We start from the raw sequence: 16,467 nt of genomic DNA, 5'->3' as shown, positions 1-16,467 counted from the left end.
GACCTCCTCCAGGCGGGCCGGGGTCAGAACAGGCTCAGCAGCGCCTCCGCCGGGTCGGTGAGGTTGCCCTCTCCGCCGGGCAGCGGCAGCTCGAACCAGACCGTCTTGCCGTGAGGCGTCCGCCGGGAGCCCCAGGCCGCGCTGAGCAGCCCGACCAGTTGGAGCCCGCGTCCGCCCTCGTCGGTGTCCCGGGCCCGTCGGCGCCGGGGCTGGACCAGGCCGGAGTCCCAGACCTCGCAGACCAGGGTGCGGTCCAGAAGGAGCCGTAGCCTGATGTCCCCCTCGCCGTACCGCAACGCGTTCGTCACCAGCTCGCTGACCAGCAGTTCCGTCGTGTCGACCAGCGGCTCCAGATCCCAGGAGAGCAACTGTCCGCGGGCGTACTCCCGGGCCCGGCCCACACTGCGCGGCTCGCGCGGCAGCGTCCAGTCGCCGACGGACTCGGCGGGCAGCCCCTGCACCCGGGCCATCAGCAGGGCGATGTCGTCCTCGCCGTGGTGGGTGTCGAGGGTGTTGAGGACGTGGTCGCAGACGTCCTCCAGGGGCCGGCAGGGGTCGGTGAGCGCGCCGACGAAGGCCTGGAGCCCCTCGTCCAGCGGGTGGTCGCGGGATTCGACCAGGCCGTCCGTGTAGAGCGCGAGCAGCGCGCCCTCGGGGAGTTCGACCTCGACCTCCTCGAACGGCTCGCCGCCCACGCCCAGCGGCATGCCGGGCGGCACGTCGAGCATCAGCGCCGCCTCACCGGGCTCGACCAGCACCGGCGGCAGATGCCCGGCGTTGGCGAACGTACAGCGTCTGGTGACGGAGTCGTACACGGCGTACACGCAGGTCGCGAGGTACACCTCGGAGAGGTCCGCGTCCCGGGGCTGACGGGCCGTACGGGTCGCCTGCTGGACGCCGCCCGGCGTGCCGAGGCCCCGCGCGATCTCGTCCAGCGCCGAGAGCACTTCCGCCGGTTCCAGGTCCAGCAGGGCCAGCGTGCGTACGGCGGTGCGGAGTTCGCCCATCGCCACCGCCGCCCTGAGGCCCCGGCCCATGACGTCGCCGACCACCAACGCCGTGCGGTGACCGGGCAGCTCGATGACGTCGAACCAGTCACCGCCCACCTCCGTCGCCGTGTTGCCGGGCAGATAGCGGCAGGCGATGTCCAGGCCGGAGGCCTCGGGGTCGCCGGGTGGGAGCAGGGAGCGTTGCAGTATCAACGCCCGTTCGTGTTCCCGGCGGTACAGGCGCGCGTTGTCGATGCAGACGGCGGCCCGTGCGGCCAGTTCGACCGCGAGGTCCCGGTCGCGGTCGCCGAACGGCTCGCTGCCCTTCGTCCGGGCGAACTGAGCGAGTCCCACGACGGTGTCGTGGGCGACCATCGGCACCGCCAGCGTGGACTGCACGAGACCGCCCTCCTCGGCGGGCACGCGCTGCGGACGGGCGGTGCGCAGGGCGTCCGCGCAGGGCGAGGTGAACGGGAAGTGGTGCACCGCGCCGACCTCGACGGATTTCCCGGAACTGCCGAAGGGCGCACCGGAGACGGCGCTGGCGAAGGCGACGCGGCGCAGTTCGGCGCTGCCGTCGGCGAGGCCGGGCGGGGTCTCGTCGCCGGTCAGCAGGCCCTGGTAGAGGTCGACGGTGGCGAGGTCGCAGAAGCCGGGGACGACGACGTCGAGGAGTTCGCGGGCCGTGGTCTCCAGGTCGAGGGAGTTGCCTATGCGGGCGCCGGCCTCGTTGAGCAGGGCGAGGTTGCGCCGGGCGGCGGCGGCCTCGCGGGCGGCGGCGCGACGGGAGGTGATGTCGGTGCCGAGCCAGGCGACGCCGATGGGCCGGCCGCTGCCGCTCTGCACGCGGTAGAGGTTGACCGACCAGTGCCGGCGTTCCTCGGAGCCCGGGACGAAGCCGGTGACGTGCATGTCGGTGATGGACTCGCCGCTCTCCAGCACCCGCCGCAGCGTGGCCGAGACCCGCTCGGCCTCACCGCGCGGCAGGTAGTCCTGAACTCCCTTGCCCCGGTGGTCGTCCGGGGTGCCGCCGAAGACGGAGACGAACCGCAGGTTGACGCGGCGCACCCGCAGGTCCGTGTCGATCAGCAGGAATCCGAAAGGGGATTGACCGAAAATTGCCTGCGAGGCGGCGAGGTCGGTCTCGATGCTGCGCAGCGTGCGGACGTCCACGACGATGCACACGGCGGCCTTGTCGCCCTCGGCGGTGCGCGTCGGCATGACGTACACCTCGGCCAGGCCCTCCTCGCCGCGCGTGCCGTCCGGCCGGTCCGGCAGCCGGAACGGCACCACTCCGGTCCACTCCCGCCCGTCGAGGATTTCGGCCATCTTCCGCTGGCCGCGCTCGCGCAGGTCGGGATCGACGAAGGCCTCTATGGGGTCCATGCCGACGGCGCGTGCGGCGGGGATGCCGAAGAGCTGCTCGGCGCGCAGGCTCCACTGGTCGACCAGCCCGCCGGGACTGATGGAGAAGGACGCGACCTTGATGTAGTCGTAGATGGAACCGGGCGGACTGCTCTGCCACATGGCGTCACCGGGCGCCGCGGCGGCCTCCACGGCATGCCTCCTCGCGCCGTCCGACGGGTCCTCGGACTCCGTGGCCTTCGCTGGTATCTCGCTCACGCGAACCGTCCCCTCCAACTCACCGCGTCCGGCACCGGTCACCGGGGGCGGCTGCCCGCAGTATCCAGCACTACGGCGCCGCACGACACGGTGTTCACGATCACAGCTCGGTCCAGGTGCTTTTTGGACCGGTCCGTGACAACACTCCCACTCTTCTAACCAGGGAACACACCGCCGAATCACGCACCGTCGGACCATGTGCGCCCCCGGCGCGCACGATGGACGGCACGCTGTCGGCTGTACACCCCGTGCCCCTGCGCGTGTCGTGCCGTCACCCGGGCACCGCCAGTTCGAACCAGACGGTCTTTCCGCTCGCGCCGGGCCGGGTTCCCCAGTCGAGCGAGGAGCCGGCGACCAGTTGGAGGCCGCGTCCGCTCTCGTCCTCGGGGTGGGCGACGCGTTCGCGCGGCAGGTCGGGGAGCGGGTCGGAGACCTCGACGCGCAGCGTGCGGTCGAGCCCGGCGGGGCGGACGAGCCGTACGCCGATGGGGCCGGTGGCATGCCGCAGCGAGTTGGTGACCAGCTCACTGACCAGCAGCGCGGCCAGGTCGGCGACGCAGTCGAGATGCCAGCCGTGCAGCTGGGACCGGACGGCCGCACGGGCGCTGCGCACGACGCCCGGTTCCGCGGGAAACGTCCACTCGGCGCAGTCGCCATCGGTGTCGATCACGCCGATCACTTCCCAGGCCAGCGAGCCCACCCATGTCCGGTTTCATGGGGTTATTGGGCACATACCCGATATCCGGGTCGCAGTACCGCGTGAGAGGGCGCACTGTGGCACGAACGGGCGCGCTCCACTCGGGGCCGTGCACCTAAGCCCCGCGCCCGATCGTGGCCGCCACCTCCCGGACCGCCGGGACGTCCTGGTCGAGCCAGTCGACCTCCCAGATCCGGTCCGGCGTCAGCCAGCGCAGTTCGTCGTGGTCCTGGAGGGGCCGGGGCGGGGGCGAGCCGGGGCGCAGGCGGGCGGTCCACACATGGAGGACGTACGGCGTGGGCAGCGGCCATGTGCCGGGCACGCGGTCGACCGGCTCGGCGTCGACGCCCAGTTCCTCGCACAGCTCACGCACCAGCGCGTCCTCGGGCCGCTCCCCCGCCTCGACCTTGCCGCCGGGCAGCTCCCAGCGCCCGGCCAGGTCGGCGGGCGCGCTGCGGCGTGCGGCCAGCAGTCTGCCACCGTCGAGCAGGGCGGCTCCCACCACCACGATCCGTTCCGCCTCGGGGGTCGTACGCGTCATGGAGCGGAGCCTACGGGAGCACGCGACCGGTCAGTTCTGCGTGCCGTCCCCGTTCTGCCCGATGCGCTCGACCCAGTAGAGCTGCTTGTGCCCCCGGTCGTCGAGGCTGTCGGCGATCTTCTGCGCCTCCGCGCGGGTCGCGTACCGGCCGACGCGGTAGCGATTGCCGTTGTCGTCCTGCCGTATCACGATCCAGGGCAGGGACACCGTGCCCTCACCCATGGCCCCCACCGCCCGCGCTCCTTCTCGCACCGCCCCGCCCTCCCCCGGGCCCGGGCCCCCGCCGGGCCCCGCATAAGGAAACCGCAATCCGCATATGCCCGAGCGTACGCCCAACCTTCACGCTGCGAATACGGCTTTTCACAAAGAGGTACGCATCGAGCCAGAACGCCGGGGGCGCACGGGGCCGAACGCGCCGTCGGGAACGCGGCCGTCCCGGGTGCGGGGCATGCCGGAGGCACCCCGGGCCACCTGCGAAAACGGCCGGATTGCTGCGCCTCGGGCGGCGTCGGCGAGGGCAGGACGGCGCCCGTGACGGCCCGGGCGGCGCATCGGGGTGTGCGCTACCTCACGCGGAGGGGCGCGCGGAGGGCCGCCCGGACGGGGGCGCTCACTTGACCGGCAGGTGGTAGGCGACCCGGTAGCGGTCGGCCGGGATGACCACGTCGGCGGTCTCCACCGGGCGCCCGGAGGCGAAGTAGGTGCGCTGCACGACCAGGACCACGTGCCCGGGGACACCGCCGAGCAGATGCAGTTCCTCGGCGAGGCCGGGGCGCGCGCCGACCTCCTCGGTGACGTTGTCCACGATGACGTCGATGGCCCGCATGCGCTCGACCACGCCCATCCCGCCGAGCGGCCCCTCCTCGGGCAGCATCACCGGGGTGCGGCCGGTGACGGCGAGGGGTTCCCAGGAGGTGGAGAGCATCATCGGCTCGCCGGCCTCCCGGAACAGGTACTTGGTGCGCATGACCCGGTCGCCGGTCTGGATCGCGAGCCGCTCGGCGATGGCCGCGCCGGCCTCGGCCTGCGCGCTGCTGGACTCCCAGGTGCCGCGCACCGAGGCGTCGGCCTGCTCCTGCCGGAACGGGGTGGCGCCGCCGGCCGGGCGGTATCCGGAGCGGGCGACCCGCCGGGGCACGGGCCGCTCGCGCACGTACGTCCCCGAGCCGGAGCGGCCCTCGACCAGGCCCTCGGCCATCAGCACCTTGCGGGCCTCCAGCGCGACCGTGTCCGAGACGCCGTACTCCTCGCGGATGCGGGCCTGCGAGGGGAGGCGGGTATGGGGCGGCAGCGAACCGTCGACGATCTTCTTGCGGAGATCACCCGCGACACGCAGGTACGCCGGCTGCTCACCGAAAGTCACTGGCCGCTCCCATCAGGTTGTACAGACAGCTACAGCCTGGCAACCGTGGGTTGAGCCGTGCAAGCAAAGGCCAGAGAATCACTCGATGTGATGACAAAGGCCCGGGGAGGGCTTTACCCAGGCGCTTTCTGCCCCGTATAGGCGCGCTCTCACACCTGGACGCTCGTGTCGGATCCGCCGTCGCCGGCCGGCACGGTGGTGGCGAGCCCCAGGGCCCTGCGCGCGGGAACCCCCCGGGACGGGTCGATGAGGTCGAAGCCGGTGTCGTAGTGCTCGTAGAAGGCGTCCGCGTCCCCGGCCCGCGCGGCCTTCGCCCACTGCGCGCGCGCCTTGTCCAGGTCGGCGGCGAGCGCGGCCACGGGCCCGCGGGCACCGGCGGGCCAGTCGTGGGCGCGCAGCATCCGGGCCTGTTCGCCCAGCGCGGCCGACACCCGGCCCGCCCAGGCCTTGTGCCCCGGCAGGTCGTCCTCGACGTACTCCTCCCCGGGAGCGGTGTCCAGGGCGGCGTTGAGGACGTGCGCGGCCTTCAGGTAGGCGACCTGGTCGGTGTCGAGAACGGTCTCGTCGTTGCGCAGCGACCCGGTCAGGTCCTCGCCCTCGGCGGTGTTGCCGAACACGCAGGTGATCTCGCGGTCCCCGGCGGCCCAGCCGTCCTCGGTCGGCGTCAGGTAGTACACGTCGACGTCCCGCGGGACCGCCCAGCCGTCCATCGCGTAGCTGTCCCGGAGGTTCCAGCAGCGCTCGTCGGCGGCGTCGCCGACCGCGTCGTCCCCGGGGTAGGGGCCGCCGGGGAGCGTGACGGTCGCGAACACCTCGCCGTCGTGCGCGCCGGCGCAGGTGACCCTGTCCACGTCATACGTGTCACCGCTCAGCGCGCCCCCCGGCGTGTCGAAGCACTCGCCCTTGGCCGGCGCGAGGGTCCTGCCGCCGCGTACGCCGTCCTCGAACCCGTGCCACAGCGCCGAGGCGCCGCCCGTCGCGATCAGCACCGCCCACAGCACGAGCCCGGCCCCGGACAGCACCGCGCCGCCCACGGCCAGCCCCGTACCGCGCTCGCCGCGCCGGCGGATCTGACGCAGCCCGGCCAGCCCGAGCACCAGCCCCGCCCCGGGCAGGCAGCACAGCACCCCGAGCACCAGCGAGGCGATGGCGAGGCCGTTGACCGGCGCCGGGTGGTTGTGGGGGTGGTAGCCCTGCGACCACCCCCGGTAGGCGGGCAATTCCGGGGCGCCGCCCGGCTGTCGGGGGTACGGCGACGGGCCGTACGGCTCCGCCGGCCGCGGCCGGGGTGGCTGGTACGGCTCGTGCGGCTGGTGGGGGCCGGGAGGCGGCGGGAGGGACACCGGTACCGTGCTCCTGGATCGGGCGGCGGCGGCACAGGGGACCGGCGGCCGGCCGGCGGCTGGACTGACGTACGACTGGCCGCATGGTAAGCGTGACCGGAGCGGGGGCGGAATGCGGGTGGAGACGAGCACGGTGGCCGGGGAGACCGTCCGGCGAGTGAACGGGCTGACGGCCCGGTGGGCACAGGCCCTGAACGGCGAGGGCACGGTGTTCTCGGCGCCGGGCGTGTGGCCGCTGCTGGCCTTCCTGGCCGACGGCGCGGCGGGCCCGGCGCGGGCGGAACTGGCCGGCGCGCTGGGCGTGCCCGCCGAGCAGGCGGCCGGTGCCGCGCGGGAGTTGCTGGCCGGGCTGGCGGGGGTCACCGGGCTGGACGCGGCGCTCGGCCTGTGGACGCACCACGGGCTGGCCCTGCGGGAGGAGTGGCGGGCCGGGCTGCCCGCCGGAACCCACGGGGTCTTCGGGGACGACCTCGTCACCGCGCAGGAGCGGCTGGACGCCTGGGCGGCCGAGCGGACCGGCGGGCTGGTCGAGCGCATGCCGGTGACGCTGACCCGGGAGGCGCGGATGGTGCTGGCCACCGCCCTCGCGCTGCGCACCGAGTGGCGGCAGCCGTTCACGGAGCAGCCGCTGCGGCCCGGCTCCGGCCCCTGGCAGGGCCGTACCCTGCGCGGCCTGCACCGGCGCAGCGTGCGGCCGGACCGGGTGGGGGTGACGGGCACGCCGGACGGCTTCGTCACCGCGCTGACGGTGCCCGGGGACAACGGTGTCGACGTGCATCTGGTACTGGGCGAGGAGCGGATGACTCCGGGTCAGGTGCTGGCGGCCGGGGTGGGGGTCGTGGAGCGCGGGCTGCCGCTGACCGGGGGCGGCGCGCTGCCGCACGGGCACGTCGGCCCCGGCCTGCACGTGGAGCAGCAGCCGGCGACCGCGCCGCAGCCGACGACGCTGGACGTGACGACGGTGGCGTACGAGGTACGGGCCGACCACGATCTGCTCGCCCTGCCCGGCCTGTTCGGCCTCGGCGCGGCGACGGACACCGCGACCGGCCACTTCCCGGGGGTGAGCCCTTACCCGTTGGCCGTCGGGGAGGCCCGCCAGTCGGCCGTGGCCCAGTTCGGCGCGCTCGGCTTCCGCGCGGCGGCGGTGACGGCGGTCATGCCGGTGCCGGCCGGCGGGGTCCCGCAGTACCGGTACGAGACGACGGTCGTCCGCGTCGCCTTCGACCGTCCCTTCGCGTTCCTGGCCACCCACCGCGAGTCCCGCCTGGTGCTGGCGGCGGGCTGGGTGACGGAACCGGCGCCGTACCCGGTGCCGTCCCCCGCTCGGTGAGGCGGCACCGGTCCTCCTGCCGACGGCGCACAGCGAGCGGGACCCGGACGGGAACGGCGTGGGAGGTGAACGGGGCCGGGTGCCGGAATTCTGACCGGGACACACGTCTGGAGAAGGAGGATGCCGTGAAGCGTCCGGAGTACAGCCCGGCCGACGACTCGGTCCTGCACCGCATCAACCAGGAACTCGCCCGCGTCGGCAGCCTGGGGCCCCGGGGGACGCGGGCACTGCCGGAGGGTACCGAGTTCCTGATCACCACGGTCACCGAGAGCGGCATGCACCAGGTCGTCGCCGTGGACGCCCGGCGGCGCGGCAGTGCGGAGCCGTCGCCGGCCACCCCGGACGAACAGGTCGAACTCCGTTCGGTGGTACGGGCCCTGCTGGACATGACCGGACACAGCTCGGGGACGGTCCGCACGTCGGTGGTCCTGCTCGCGGAGGGCCCGCGGGTGGTGGCGTGCACCGGACTGGTCCCCGCCCCGCCGCAGCCGTAGCCGTACCCGTAGCCGGGCGGGGGAGCCGTTCCCGTGGGGGCCGTGGTTCCCGGTATCGCGGGAGGAACGGTCCGGGAACGGCTCCCAGCAGCATCAGTGGTGTCGAGAACAGGACATCACAGGGGGGACAAGACGATGCGTGACAAGCTGGCGGGTCTGTTCGGGATGGCCGCGGTGGCGCTGGTGTTCGCACTGGGCGCGGCGGCCCAGCACAACGCGGCGGCCGACCGGCCGGCCGGGCACCATGTGACCGCCGAGAACCAGGGCCCGACCGTCATCACCGCGTCCTCCGCCGGCTGACCACCGCCTCCCGCACGGCAGAGCCCGGTGCGGGAGCCGCGCGCCGCGGCGCCTCAGCGGCTCCGGCCGATCTCGGGTACGCCCATCGTGTCGAAGAGCCCGGCGGCGGCCCCGGCGTGCTGCCGGGCCGCCGCGTGGTCGCCGAGGGCCTCGCAGGCCCGCGCCAGGCCGGCCAGGGCATGGGCCTCCTCGATCCGGTACCCGATGCCCGAAGCGGTCTTCAGGGCACTGGTGTGCAGGTGGAGCGCCTTGGCGGGATCGCCCTGCCGGGTGCACAGCCGGCCGAGTATGTTCTCGGTCTTCACCTGCCGGATCGGCACCACGCTCGACCTGACGAGTTCCAGGGCGTGGTCCGCGAGGCGCGCGGCGTCGGTTGTGTCGCCCAGGCGGTGCTGGACGTCGGCCGACAGGGCGAGCAGGACGCCGACGTTGCCGGGGTCGTGGGTCTGGTCGCCGATGCGCCGGGCCCGTTCGAGGCACTGCTGGGCCTCGGTGTACTCCTCCAGGCCCAGCAGCGCGAGGGCGAGGTCGGTGACGGACACGATCTCGTTCTCGCGGTTGCCGAGTCGCCGGTCGAGTTCGACGGCCCGCCGTGCCGCCTCCACCGCCTCCGGATACCGTCCCCACTGCTCGTACAGGGTGCTGAGAATGGTCAGGCTCTCGGACTCCGAGCGCGCGTTCCCCAGCTCCCGGCCGAGGTCGACGGCCCGGACCAGGTGCGGCAGGGCCTCGTCGAAACGGCCGAGCACGCTGTTGAGCAGGCCGAGGGTGGACTCCGAGTGGGCCTCGGTGTCCCGGTCACCGAGCTCGGTGGCCACCTCCAGCGCCTCCCGGGCCACTTCCACGCCCTCCTCGAAGCGGCCCAGCTTCCAGCAGGCGACCCCCAGGTTGGACAGGCTCACCGCGAGCAGCACCAGATCGCCGAGCCGGCGGGCGACGTCGACCGCGCTGCGGCTCAGGTCGCGGAACTCGCTGATGTGGCCGCGGGCGTTGAGGTAGAAGACCACGTCGCGGGTCAGCCACACCGCGTGGCGGTCGTGCCCGTGCGTCCGGGCCAGGGCGACGGCGCCGCTGAGCGCGGTGTGTTCCCGCGTGAACCAGGTCAGGGCCCGGTGGGCGTCACCCAGGTCCGGCAGCTCCGCCCCGGTGGCCGGCAGACCGGTCGGACGGCGGCGCCGCCCGGGGAAGAGGACGTCGCAGGCCCGCTCGGTGGCCGTGAGGTAGTAGGCGAGCAGCCGCCCGACCGCGGCGTGGTCCTCCTGTTCCGTGGCCGGTCCGCGCAGGCTGAGCGCGAAGCTGCGCACGAGGTCGTGGAAGGCGTACAGGCCCACGTCCGGCTGCTGGAGCAGGTGGACGTCGAGCATGTGCTCAAGGATGTCCTCGGCGTCACGGGTGTCCGTGCCCAGGAGGGCCGCGGCCGAGTGGACGTCGATGTCGGAGCCGGGGTGCAGCGCCAGCAGCCGGAAGGCGACGCGGGATTGCGCCGCCATCGTCTGGTACGACAGGCGCAGGGTGGCCGCCACGCTCCGTTCGCCCAGGCTCAGTTCGTCGAGCCGGCGCGTCTCGTCGCACAGCCGGTCCACCAGGTAACCGACCGTCCAGCGCGGCCGGTTGCGCAGCCGGGCGGTGGCGATCCGCAGGGCGAGCGGCAGATGGCCGCAGAGCCGGGCCAGCTCGGCCGACGCCTCGGGTTCCGCCGCGACCCGCTCGGCGCCGAGCGTCTTCGACACCAGCAGCACGCTGTCGTCGCCGGACATGACGTCGAGCGAGGTCCAGTGCGCCCCGTCGAGGTCCAGCAGCCGGCTGCGGCTCGTCACCAGGACCAGGCAGCCCGGGGACGGGGGCATGAGGAGGCGGACGTCGGCCGCGTCGACCGCGTTGTCGAGCAGCAGGAGCAGCCGTCGGCCCGTCAGCGCGGCCCGCCAGGCGGCGGTCCGGCCCTCCAGGTCGTCGGGGATCTGGTCGCCGGGGATGCCGAGCGCGCGCAGCAGGGTGGCGAGCGCCGCCGCCGAGGTCACGGGCTGCTCGCCCGGTGTGTAACCGCGCAGGTTGATGTAGAGCCGGCCATCGGGGTACGCGTCGGCCAGCCGGTGGGCGACGCGCACGGCCAGGGCCGTCTTGCCGCAGCCGCCCATGCCGTCGATGGCGACGATACCGGGGGTGGAGGCGACGGACCGCTGTGCGCAGTCGAGCAGCTCGCGCTGTTCACGGTCGCGGCCGGAGAAGTCGGCCAGGTCGTAGGGCAGGGTGCACGGTGCCTGGGCCGGCACCGGCGCGGCCGGCGCGGGGGGCGCGGGCGGCTCCGGGGCGGCCAGGTCGGGGCTCTCCCGGAGGATCCCCTCGTAGACCTGGGTGAGTTGCTGGCCCGGGTCGATGCCCAGCTCCTCCACCAGCAGGTCCCGGACCCGGGCGTACTCCTCCAGTGCCTCCGCCTGCCGGCTGGAGCGGTACAGCGCGAGCATCAGCTGCCGGCGCAGGTTCTCCCGCAGCGGGTACTTCGCCGTCAGGTCGCGCAGGTCGGCGACGAGTTCGGCGGCCTGGCCGAGGCCGAGGCACAGCTCGAAGAGCTGCTCCGCGGCGGCGAGGCGGCGCTCGTCCAGCGCGGCGGCGGCGGCGGAGATCACCGGGCCGGCGACATCGGAGAGGACAGGTCCGCGCCACAGTTCCAGGGCGGTCCGCAGTGCCTCGACCGCCTGGGGCGTCTGGTCCTGTTCGGCAGCGGCCCTGGCCCGGCGGACCAGAACGGTGAACTCGGTCAGGTCGAGCTGGTCCTCAAGGACGGCGACGCGGTAGCCGGGGCCGTCGGTGATGACGACCTGGCTCCCGCCGGGTATGCGGCGCCGCAGATCGGCCACCGCCTTGCGGACCTGGTGCGACGCGGTGGCCGGAGGTTCCTCCTCCCACGCCGCCTCGACGAGCCGCGAGACGGGAACGAGCCTGCCCGGCTCAAGCAGCAGGGTGGCGAGCACCCGCTCCTGGACCAGTCCGCCGAGTCTCAGCCGGGTTTCCCCCGCCCAGACCTCCAGCGGCCCCAGCACGTTGAAGCGCAGCCGGTCTTCGGCATGTTGTCCCAGCAAGCTTCTCCCCCTTGATTCCGTCCTCCCGCGCCGCCCCGGCCGGCCGGGGCACCGCGACCAGGCACGCGGACACCGGCGGCAGCGCCGGAACGCGCTCCCGAAGGGCACCGCCGAGGCACAGTCGGTCCCCGCCCGACGGGTCCCCCAGCGGACCGGACAGCACACAGGACGGGCCGTGCGCCGTCCTCGTCCGGTGCTCGCGGGCACCGGACGGGCCCCGCGCCCGACGGGCACGGCCAACCGGCAGGACTCGGCGGGACTCGGCAGCCGCACTGCCCACGGCGTTCGTCACGCCGTTTCGCCCACGCTCGGCCGCCATCGGCTCCCCAACCCCCCATGCCCCCGGTTCACCCGGCGGGCCCCCAAACCCACGGAAGCATAACGCCTGGCGGCGCGAACACCCCGTGCCGTGCACGGCCTTCCGTCCGGGGCCGCCCCGGCCCGCCCCGGCCCGCCCCGGCCGGACGGCTCGGGGACCGTCCGGCCGGCTCCGGGACCGTCCGGTACCGCTCGGGGAAGGGATCGGGAACGGCCGGCCGGACCCTGCGAGGGCAGGCAGGAGAGGGCTGGGCGCGCGGCGAACCCGTGGCACACCGCCCCCGACCATCGCAAGGAGCATGAGCGTGGGCAGACCGGAGAAACCGCTGGCGCCGGACGCCGGACCGGCCACCGCCTTCGCCCTGGAGCTGCGCCGGCTCCGGGTCGCGGCGGGCTCCCCCAGCTACCGGGAGCTGGCGAGGCGTGCGCTGTTCTCGGCCTCGGTGCTCTCGGACGCCGCGGCCGGTCACCGGCTGCCCACCCTCCAGGTGGCCCTCGCTTTCGCCGAGGCCTGCGGCGGGGACCGGGCGACCTGGGAGCGGCGCTGGCGGGCGGCGGCGGGCCGGGCGGGCGACGGGCCGGGGCCGGCCGTCAAGCCGGCGCAGCAGGCACCGGAACCGCGGCTGCGGGCCGCCGCGGTACGGGCACTGCTGCCCGTACCGGCCCAGCTCCCGATGGAACCGCGTCCGCTGGCCGGCCGGGGCCGGGAGCTGGGTGAGGCACGCGCGCTGACGGCGGCGGGTGCCGGCCCCGTCCCGCCGCTGGTCATCCACGGACCGACCGGAGTGGGCAAGTCCGCGCTCGCGCTGCGACTGGCCCACGAGCTGGCCGCGGACCTGCCGGACGGGCAGGTGTACGTCAGCCTCGGCGCAGCCGCCGACGGGCGCAAGGACGCCCCGGGCATCGCGGGCGGGATGCTGCGGTCCCTCGGCATCGCGCCCGAGCTCATCCCGGACGATCCCGCGCAGCGCATCGGGCTGTACCGCTCGGTGCTGTACGAGCGGCGCCTGCTGGTCGTGCTCGACGGCACGCTCCAGGAACGCCAGGTGCGCGACCTGCTCGTGGCCGCGCCCCACAGCAGGATCGTGGTCACCGCGCGGTCCCGGCTGCTCGGCCTCGACGGGGTACGGCGGCTGGCGCTGCCCGTCCTCGGCCGGGACGAGTCGATGGACCTGCTCGCGGGGATCGTCGGCGCGGAACGGCTGGCCGGTGCCCCGCGGGCGGGTCTGCTGCTCGCGGAGGCGTGCGGCGACCTGCCGCTCGCCCTCACCCTCGCCGGCCGGCGTCTGGCCGCGCGCCCGGAGGCCTTCCTCGCCGAGGCGGTCGCCGAACTCCTCGCCGCCGACGGGCTGTCCGGCCGGCTGCGGGTGGGCGACGAGAGTCTCACCGAGCGCTACGAGGACGCCTACCGCCGTCTCACTCCCCCGGCCCGGCTCCTGCTGCACCGGTTCGCGGCGACGGGGGCGGCACCTGCCGTGGACGGGGTGATCCGCACCCCGTCCACCGCCCTCGCGCACGCGCCGGAGCTGCCGCGAGAGCCGGTGGAAACGGTGGAAACGGTGGAGGACGTCCTCGAAACCGTGGTCGACAGCGGGCTGCTGGAGCGTACCGACGTCCCCGGGCAGTACGGACTGCCGCCGCTGGTAAGGCAGTTCGCGCTGGCCCGGGCGGCTGCCACGGCGGACGGCCCGGAGCCCGCCTGGCACCGTCCGCGCAGCGATCGGCCCGCACCGGGCGCGGCACACCCCTTCCCCGCCATGACACAGGAGACCCCAGCATGACCACTCCCACCCCCGTCGCCGGCCTCGCCGAGGAGGCCGTCGGCCTGATCGCCGCCGAGGACCCGCTGGACGACGCGCTCGAAGGGTGCCCGGAGACGCTCGGACGGCTCGCCGACCCGTCACGGCAGGCGCAGGAGGCCCTGGCCGGTGAGGCGGCGCGGCTGGCCGAGCGGGCCGCCCGCGCGCCGGTCGCGGACGCCGCCGAGGAGGTGACCCGGGCCGTGGTGGTGCAGCAGGCGCGGGCCGTCGCCGACCGGCTGGGGACACGGCTGATCGAACACACCGTCGCCGACTACCAGAACTCCCCCCTCGGCCGGCTGCTGGGCTCCCTGCCCGCGGTGCGTCCGGCGGACGAGGAACAGGAGCGGGGTCACCTGGAACGGCTGGCGGCGGTGCCCGAGTACCTGGCGAAGGCGGCCGAGCGGCACCGGGAGGGCCTGCGGGCGGGACGGCTGCCCGTCGCCGAGCGGGTCCGCACGGCGGTGGCCCGGCTCGACGCCTACCTCGCCGACCCCGCCGGGGACCCGCTGCGCGCGGTGCCGCTGCGCACCCGTCACCACGCCGAACGGGACCGGCTGGTCGACGAGCGGGTGCGCCCGGCCTTCGCCGCCTACCGCGAGGCACTGCGCACGGACCTCGCCTCCCCGGGGCGGTCCCCGGAGCGCCCGGGACTGTGCCACCTGCCCGACGGGGAGGAGCACTACGCCACCCTGGCCCGCGTCCACACCACCACCGGCCGCTCGCCCAAGGAGCTGCACGACACCGGGGTGGAGCTGCTCGCCCACATCGAGCGGGAGTACGTGCCCGTCGGAGCACTGGCCTTCGGCGGCGCGCCGACCCCGGCCGAGGTGCGGGAGCGGCTGCGTACGGACACCCGGCTGCGGTGGAGCGGCGCGCAGGAGATGCTCGGGGCCGCCCGTACGGCGATCGCCCGGGCCGAGCTGGCCGCTCCCCGGCGCTTCGGGCGGCTGCCCGCCCTGCCCTGTGCGCTGGAGGGCACCGAGGCGCCGGGCGCGCCCCTGGCCTGGTACATGCCGGCCGCGCTGGACGGTTCGCGGCCGGGAACGTACCACGCCAACACCGAGCGGCCCACGGAGCGTTCGCGGGTGCTCGCCGAGGCCACCGCCTTCCACGAGGCGGTGCCCGGCCACCACGTCCAGCTCTCCCTCGCCCAGGAGCTGACCGGGCTGCCGCGGCTGCGCCGGATCGCCTGGATCAACGCATACATCGAGGGCTGGGGGCTGTACGCGGAGCGGCTCGCCGACGAGATGGGGCTGTACTCGGGCCCGCTGGCCCGGTTGGGGATGCTGGCGATGGACTCGCTGCGCGCCGCCCGCCTGGTCGTCGACACCGGGCTGCACCACTTCGGCTGGACGCGCGAGCAGGCGGTGGCGTACTTGCGGGAGCACACGGTGCTGTCCGAGACGGAGATCCAGAACGAGACCGACCGCTACATCGAGTGGCCCGGTCAGGCGCTGTCGTACATGACCGGCCGGCTGGAGATCCAGCGGTTGCGCACGCGCGCGGCCCGGGAACTGGGGCCGGCCTTCGACATACGTGCCTTCCACGACCTGGTGCTCGGCGGCGGCGCGCTGCCGCTCGACGTGCTGGACCAGGTCGTCGCGCGCTGGACGCGGAGGGGCTGAGGGTTCCGCGCGGGGGGCCGGTGCGGCCGGCACCGGCCCCCCGCCGTGCTCAGGCGCTGAAGAGGCCGTTCATCTGGAAGAAGTCCAACGAGTCGGCCAGTTCCTCGTAGGTGCCGGAGCCGAGGAGTTCCAGGGTGGCGCGGCGGGCCGCCGTGTACGCGGCCTGGGCGACCGCGGTGCCGACGCTGACGCGGCGCACCCCGGCCTTGGCCAGCTCGGCCACGCCGGGTCCGCCGGGACCGGCCATGGCGTTCACCGGCAGCGGGGAGCGGGCGGTCAGCTCGCCGAGGACGGCCAGGTCCAGCAGGCCGGGCACGAAGATGCCGTCGGCACCCGCCCGCTCGTAGGCGGCGGCGCGGGTCAGCACGTCCTCCAGCCGGCCGGACTCCTCGCCGATGCCGAACAGGTACACGTCCGTACGGGCGTTGACGACCAGCTCGGGCAGCCCGGCCGCGGTCGCGGCGGCGCGCGCCGCCGCGATCCGCTCCGCCTGCTCCTCGGGGGTGAACAGCGGGCCGCCGGGGGCCTTGGAGTCCTCCAGGTTGATGCCCACCGCTCCGGCGGCGACCACCGCGGTGACCGTCTTCGCCACCTCGTCCGGGGCCGCGCCGTAGCCGCTCTCGATGTCCACGGTGACCGGGACGTCGACCACGGCGGCGATGCGCGCGGCAGCCGCGAGCATCTCGTCCCGGTCGGCCTGCTCGCCGTCGCCCCTGCCGAGGGACCAGGCGACACCACCGCTGGTCGTGGCGATCGCCTGGGCACCGGCGGCGGCCATCACGGCGGCGCTGCCCGCGTCCCAGGCGTTGGGCAGCACGAGGACGGACTCGGAGCCGAGCGCGCGCAGCCGCCGCGCCTTGTCCGTGGTGCTCTGGTCAACTGTCATGGTTCTCGGTGCCTTTCGTGGTCGGCACAGCTCTGTGCCGCGGTTCGGGTGACGATCGCGACGGATCGTTGCACGGGGG

13 protein-coding genes are annotated in these 16,467 nt (G+C 74.7%); 5 read left to right on the top strand and 8 right to left on the bottom strand.

The window, feature by feature from the left end; all coding sequences use genetic code 11:
* Positions 1-23: 23 nt before the first annotated feature.
* The 6 genes from IE273_RS28785 to IE273_RS28760 all read right to left on the bottom strand — a co-directional run bounded on the left by IE273_RS28785 (position 24) and on the right by IE273_RS28760 (position 6,556).
* Entirely contained in the window at positions 24-2,612 is a 2,589-nt protein-coding gene (locus tag IE273_RS28785; RefSeq protein WP_189818097.1) for a SpoIIE family protein phosphatase, read from the bottom strand.
* Between the two features lie 271 nt (positions 2,613-2,883).
* The gene (locus IE273_RS28780; protein WP_189818096.1) at positions 2,884-3,312 is read right to left on the bottom strand and encodes an ATP-binding protein; all 429 of its coding nucleotides are present in this window, start codon (positions 3,310-3,312) and stop codon (positions 2,884-2,886) included.
* Positions 3,313-3,424: 112 nt separating this feature from the next.
* The gene (locus IE273_RS28775) at positions 3,425-3,850 is read right to left on the bottom strand and encodes a (deoxy)nucleoside triphosphate pyrophosphohydrolase (RefSeq protein ID WP_189818095.1); all 426 of its coding nucleotides are present in this window, start codon (positions 3,848-3,850) and stop codon (positions 3,425-3,427) included.
* Between the two features lie 30 nt (positions 3,851-3,880).
* Complete coding sequence (locus IE273_RS28770; RefSeq protein ID WP_189818217.1) at positions 3,881-4,072, bottom strand: SPOR domain-containing protein; 192 nt, start codon at positions 4,070-4,072, stop codon at positions 3,881-3,883.
* Positions 4,073-4,460: 388 nt separating this feature from the next.
* Entirely contained in the window at positions 4,461-5,213 is a 753-nt protein-coding gene (locus IE273_RS28765; protein WP_189818094.1) for a GntR family transcriptional regulator, read from the bottom strand.
* 149 nt (positions 5,214-5,362) lie between these two features.
* Positions 5,363-6,556, bottom strand: a complete 1,194-nt coding sequence (locus IE273_RS28760; RefSeq protein WP_229887649.1) for a DUF4190 domain-containing protein — start codon at positions 6,554-6,556, stop codon at positions 5,363-5,365.
* Between the two features lie 112 nt (positions 6,557-6,668).
* On the opposite strand from IE273_RS28760, the gene IE273_RS28755 reads away from it, so the two are divergent.
* The 3 genes from IE273_RS28755 (at position 6,669) to IE273_RS28745 (ending at position 8,680) form a co-directional block, all read left to right on the top strand.
* Positions 6,669-7,886 carry a serpin family protein gene (locus tag IE273_RS28755; RefSeq protein ID WP_189818093.1) on the top strand — a complete coding sequence of 406 codons (1,218 nt, stop codon included), beginning with the start codon at positions 6,669-6,671 and terminating at the stop codon, positions 7,884-7,886.
* Positions 7,887-8,011: 125 nt separating this feature from the next.
* On the top strand, positions 8,012-8,380 hold the full coding sequence (locus IE273_RS28750) for a hypothetical protein (protein ID WP_189818092.1): 369 nt from the start codon (positions 8,012-8,014) through the stop codon (positions 8,378-8,380).
* Positions 8,381-8,515: 135 nt separating this feature from the next.
* Complete coding sequence (locus IE273_RS28745; RefSeq protein ID WP_189818091.1) at positions 8,516-8,680, top strand: hypothetical protein; 165 nt, start codon at positions 8,516-8,518, stop codon at positions 8,678-8,680.
* Positions 8,681-8,733: 53 nt separating this feature from the next.
* Here the strand turns inward: IE273_RS28745 and IE273_RS28740 are convergent, their stop codons facing one another.
* Complete coding sequence (locus tag IE273_RS28740) at positions 8,734-11,757, bottom strand: AfsR/SARP family transcriptional regulator (protein ID WP_308437066.1); 3,024 nt, start codon at positions 11,755-11,757, stop codon at positions 8,734-8,736.
* 623 nt (positions 11,758-12,380) lie between these two features.
* On the opposite strand from IE273_RS28740, the gene IE273_RS28735 reads away from it, so the two are divergent.
* Together IE273_RS28735 and IE273_RS28730 are read left to right on the top strand one after the other, a co-directional pair.
* Positions 12,381-13,856 (top strand): NB-ARC domain-containing protein, encoded by a 1,476-nt coding sequence (locus tag IE273_RS28735; protein ID WP_189818090.1) that lies wholly within the window; start codon positions 12,381-12,383, stop codon positions 13,854-13,856.
* Positions 13,853-15,502, top strand: a complete 1,650-nt coding sequence (locus tag IE273_RS28730) for a DUF885 domain-containing protein (protein WP_189818089.1) — start codon at positions 13,853-13,855, stop codon at positions 15,500-15,502. The genes IE273_RS28735 and IE273_RS28730 overlap by 4 nt, the downstream gene beginning before the upstream one ends.
* Before the next feature lie 49 nt (positions 15,503-15,551).
* On the opposite strand, the gene IE273_RS28725 is transcribed toward IE273_RS28730, so the two are convergent.
* Complete coding sequence (locus IE273_RS28725) at positions 15,552-16,388, bottom strand: isocitrate lyase/PEP mutase family protein (protein ID WP_189818088.1); 837 nt, start codon at positions 16,386-16,388, stop codon at positions 15,552-15,554.
* Positions 16,389-16,467: the final 79 nt, after the last annotated feature.

The sequence above is a fragment of the Streptomyces olivaceoviridis genome (assembly GCF_014650115.1).
GTDB classification, from domain to species: Bacteria; Actinomycetota; Actinomycetes; order Streptomycetales; family Streptomycetaceae; genus Streptomyces; species Streptomyces olivaceoviridis.
Note: the sequence above shows the minus strand (reverse complement) of the source record. Positions and strands in the feature narration are given on the sequence as shown.

Bases quoted from the DNA above. Each gene is read 5' to 3' on its own strand.
- IE273_RS28775 (WP_189818095.1), bottom strand. From the start codon at position 3,850: ATGACGCGTACGACCCCCGAGGCGGAACGGATCGTGGTGGTGGGAGCC.
- IE273_RS28770 (WP_189818217.1), bottom strand. From the start codon at position 4,072: ATGGGTGAGGGCACGGTGTCCCTGCCCTGGATCGTGATACGGCAGGAC.
- IE273_RS28755 (WP_189818093.1), top strand. From the start codon at position 6,669: ATGCGGGTGGAGACGAGCACGGTGGCCGGGGAGACCGTCCGGCGAGTG.
- IE273_RS28745 (WP_189818091.1), top strand. From the start codon at position 8,516: ATGCGTGACAAGCTGGCGGGTCTGTTCGGGATGGCCGCGGTGGCGCTG.
- IE273_RS28730 (WP_189818089.1), top strand. From the start codon at position 13,853: ATGACCACTCCCACCCCCGTCGCCGGCCTCGCCGAGGAGGCCGTCGGC.
- IE273_RS28725 (WP_189818088.1), bottom strand. From the start codon at position 16,388: ATGACAGTTGACCAGAGCACCACGGACAAGGCGCGGCGGCTGCGCGCG.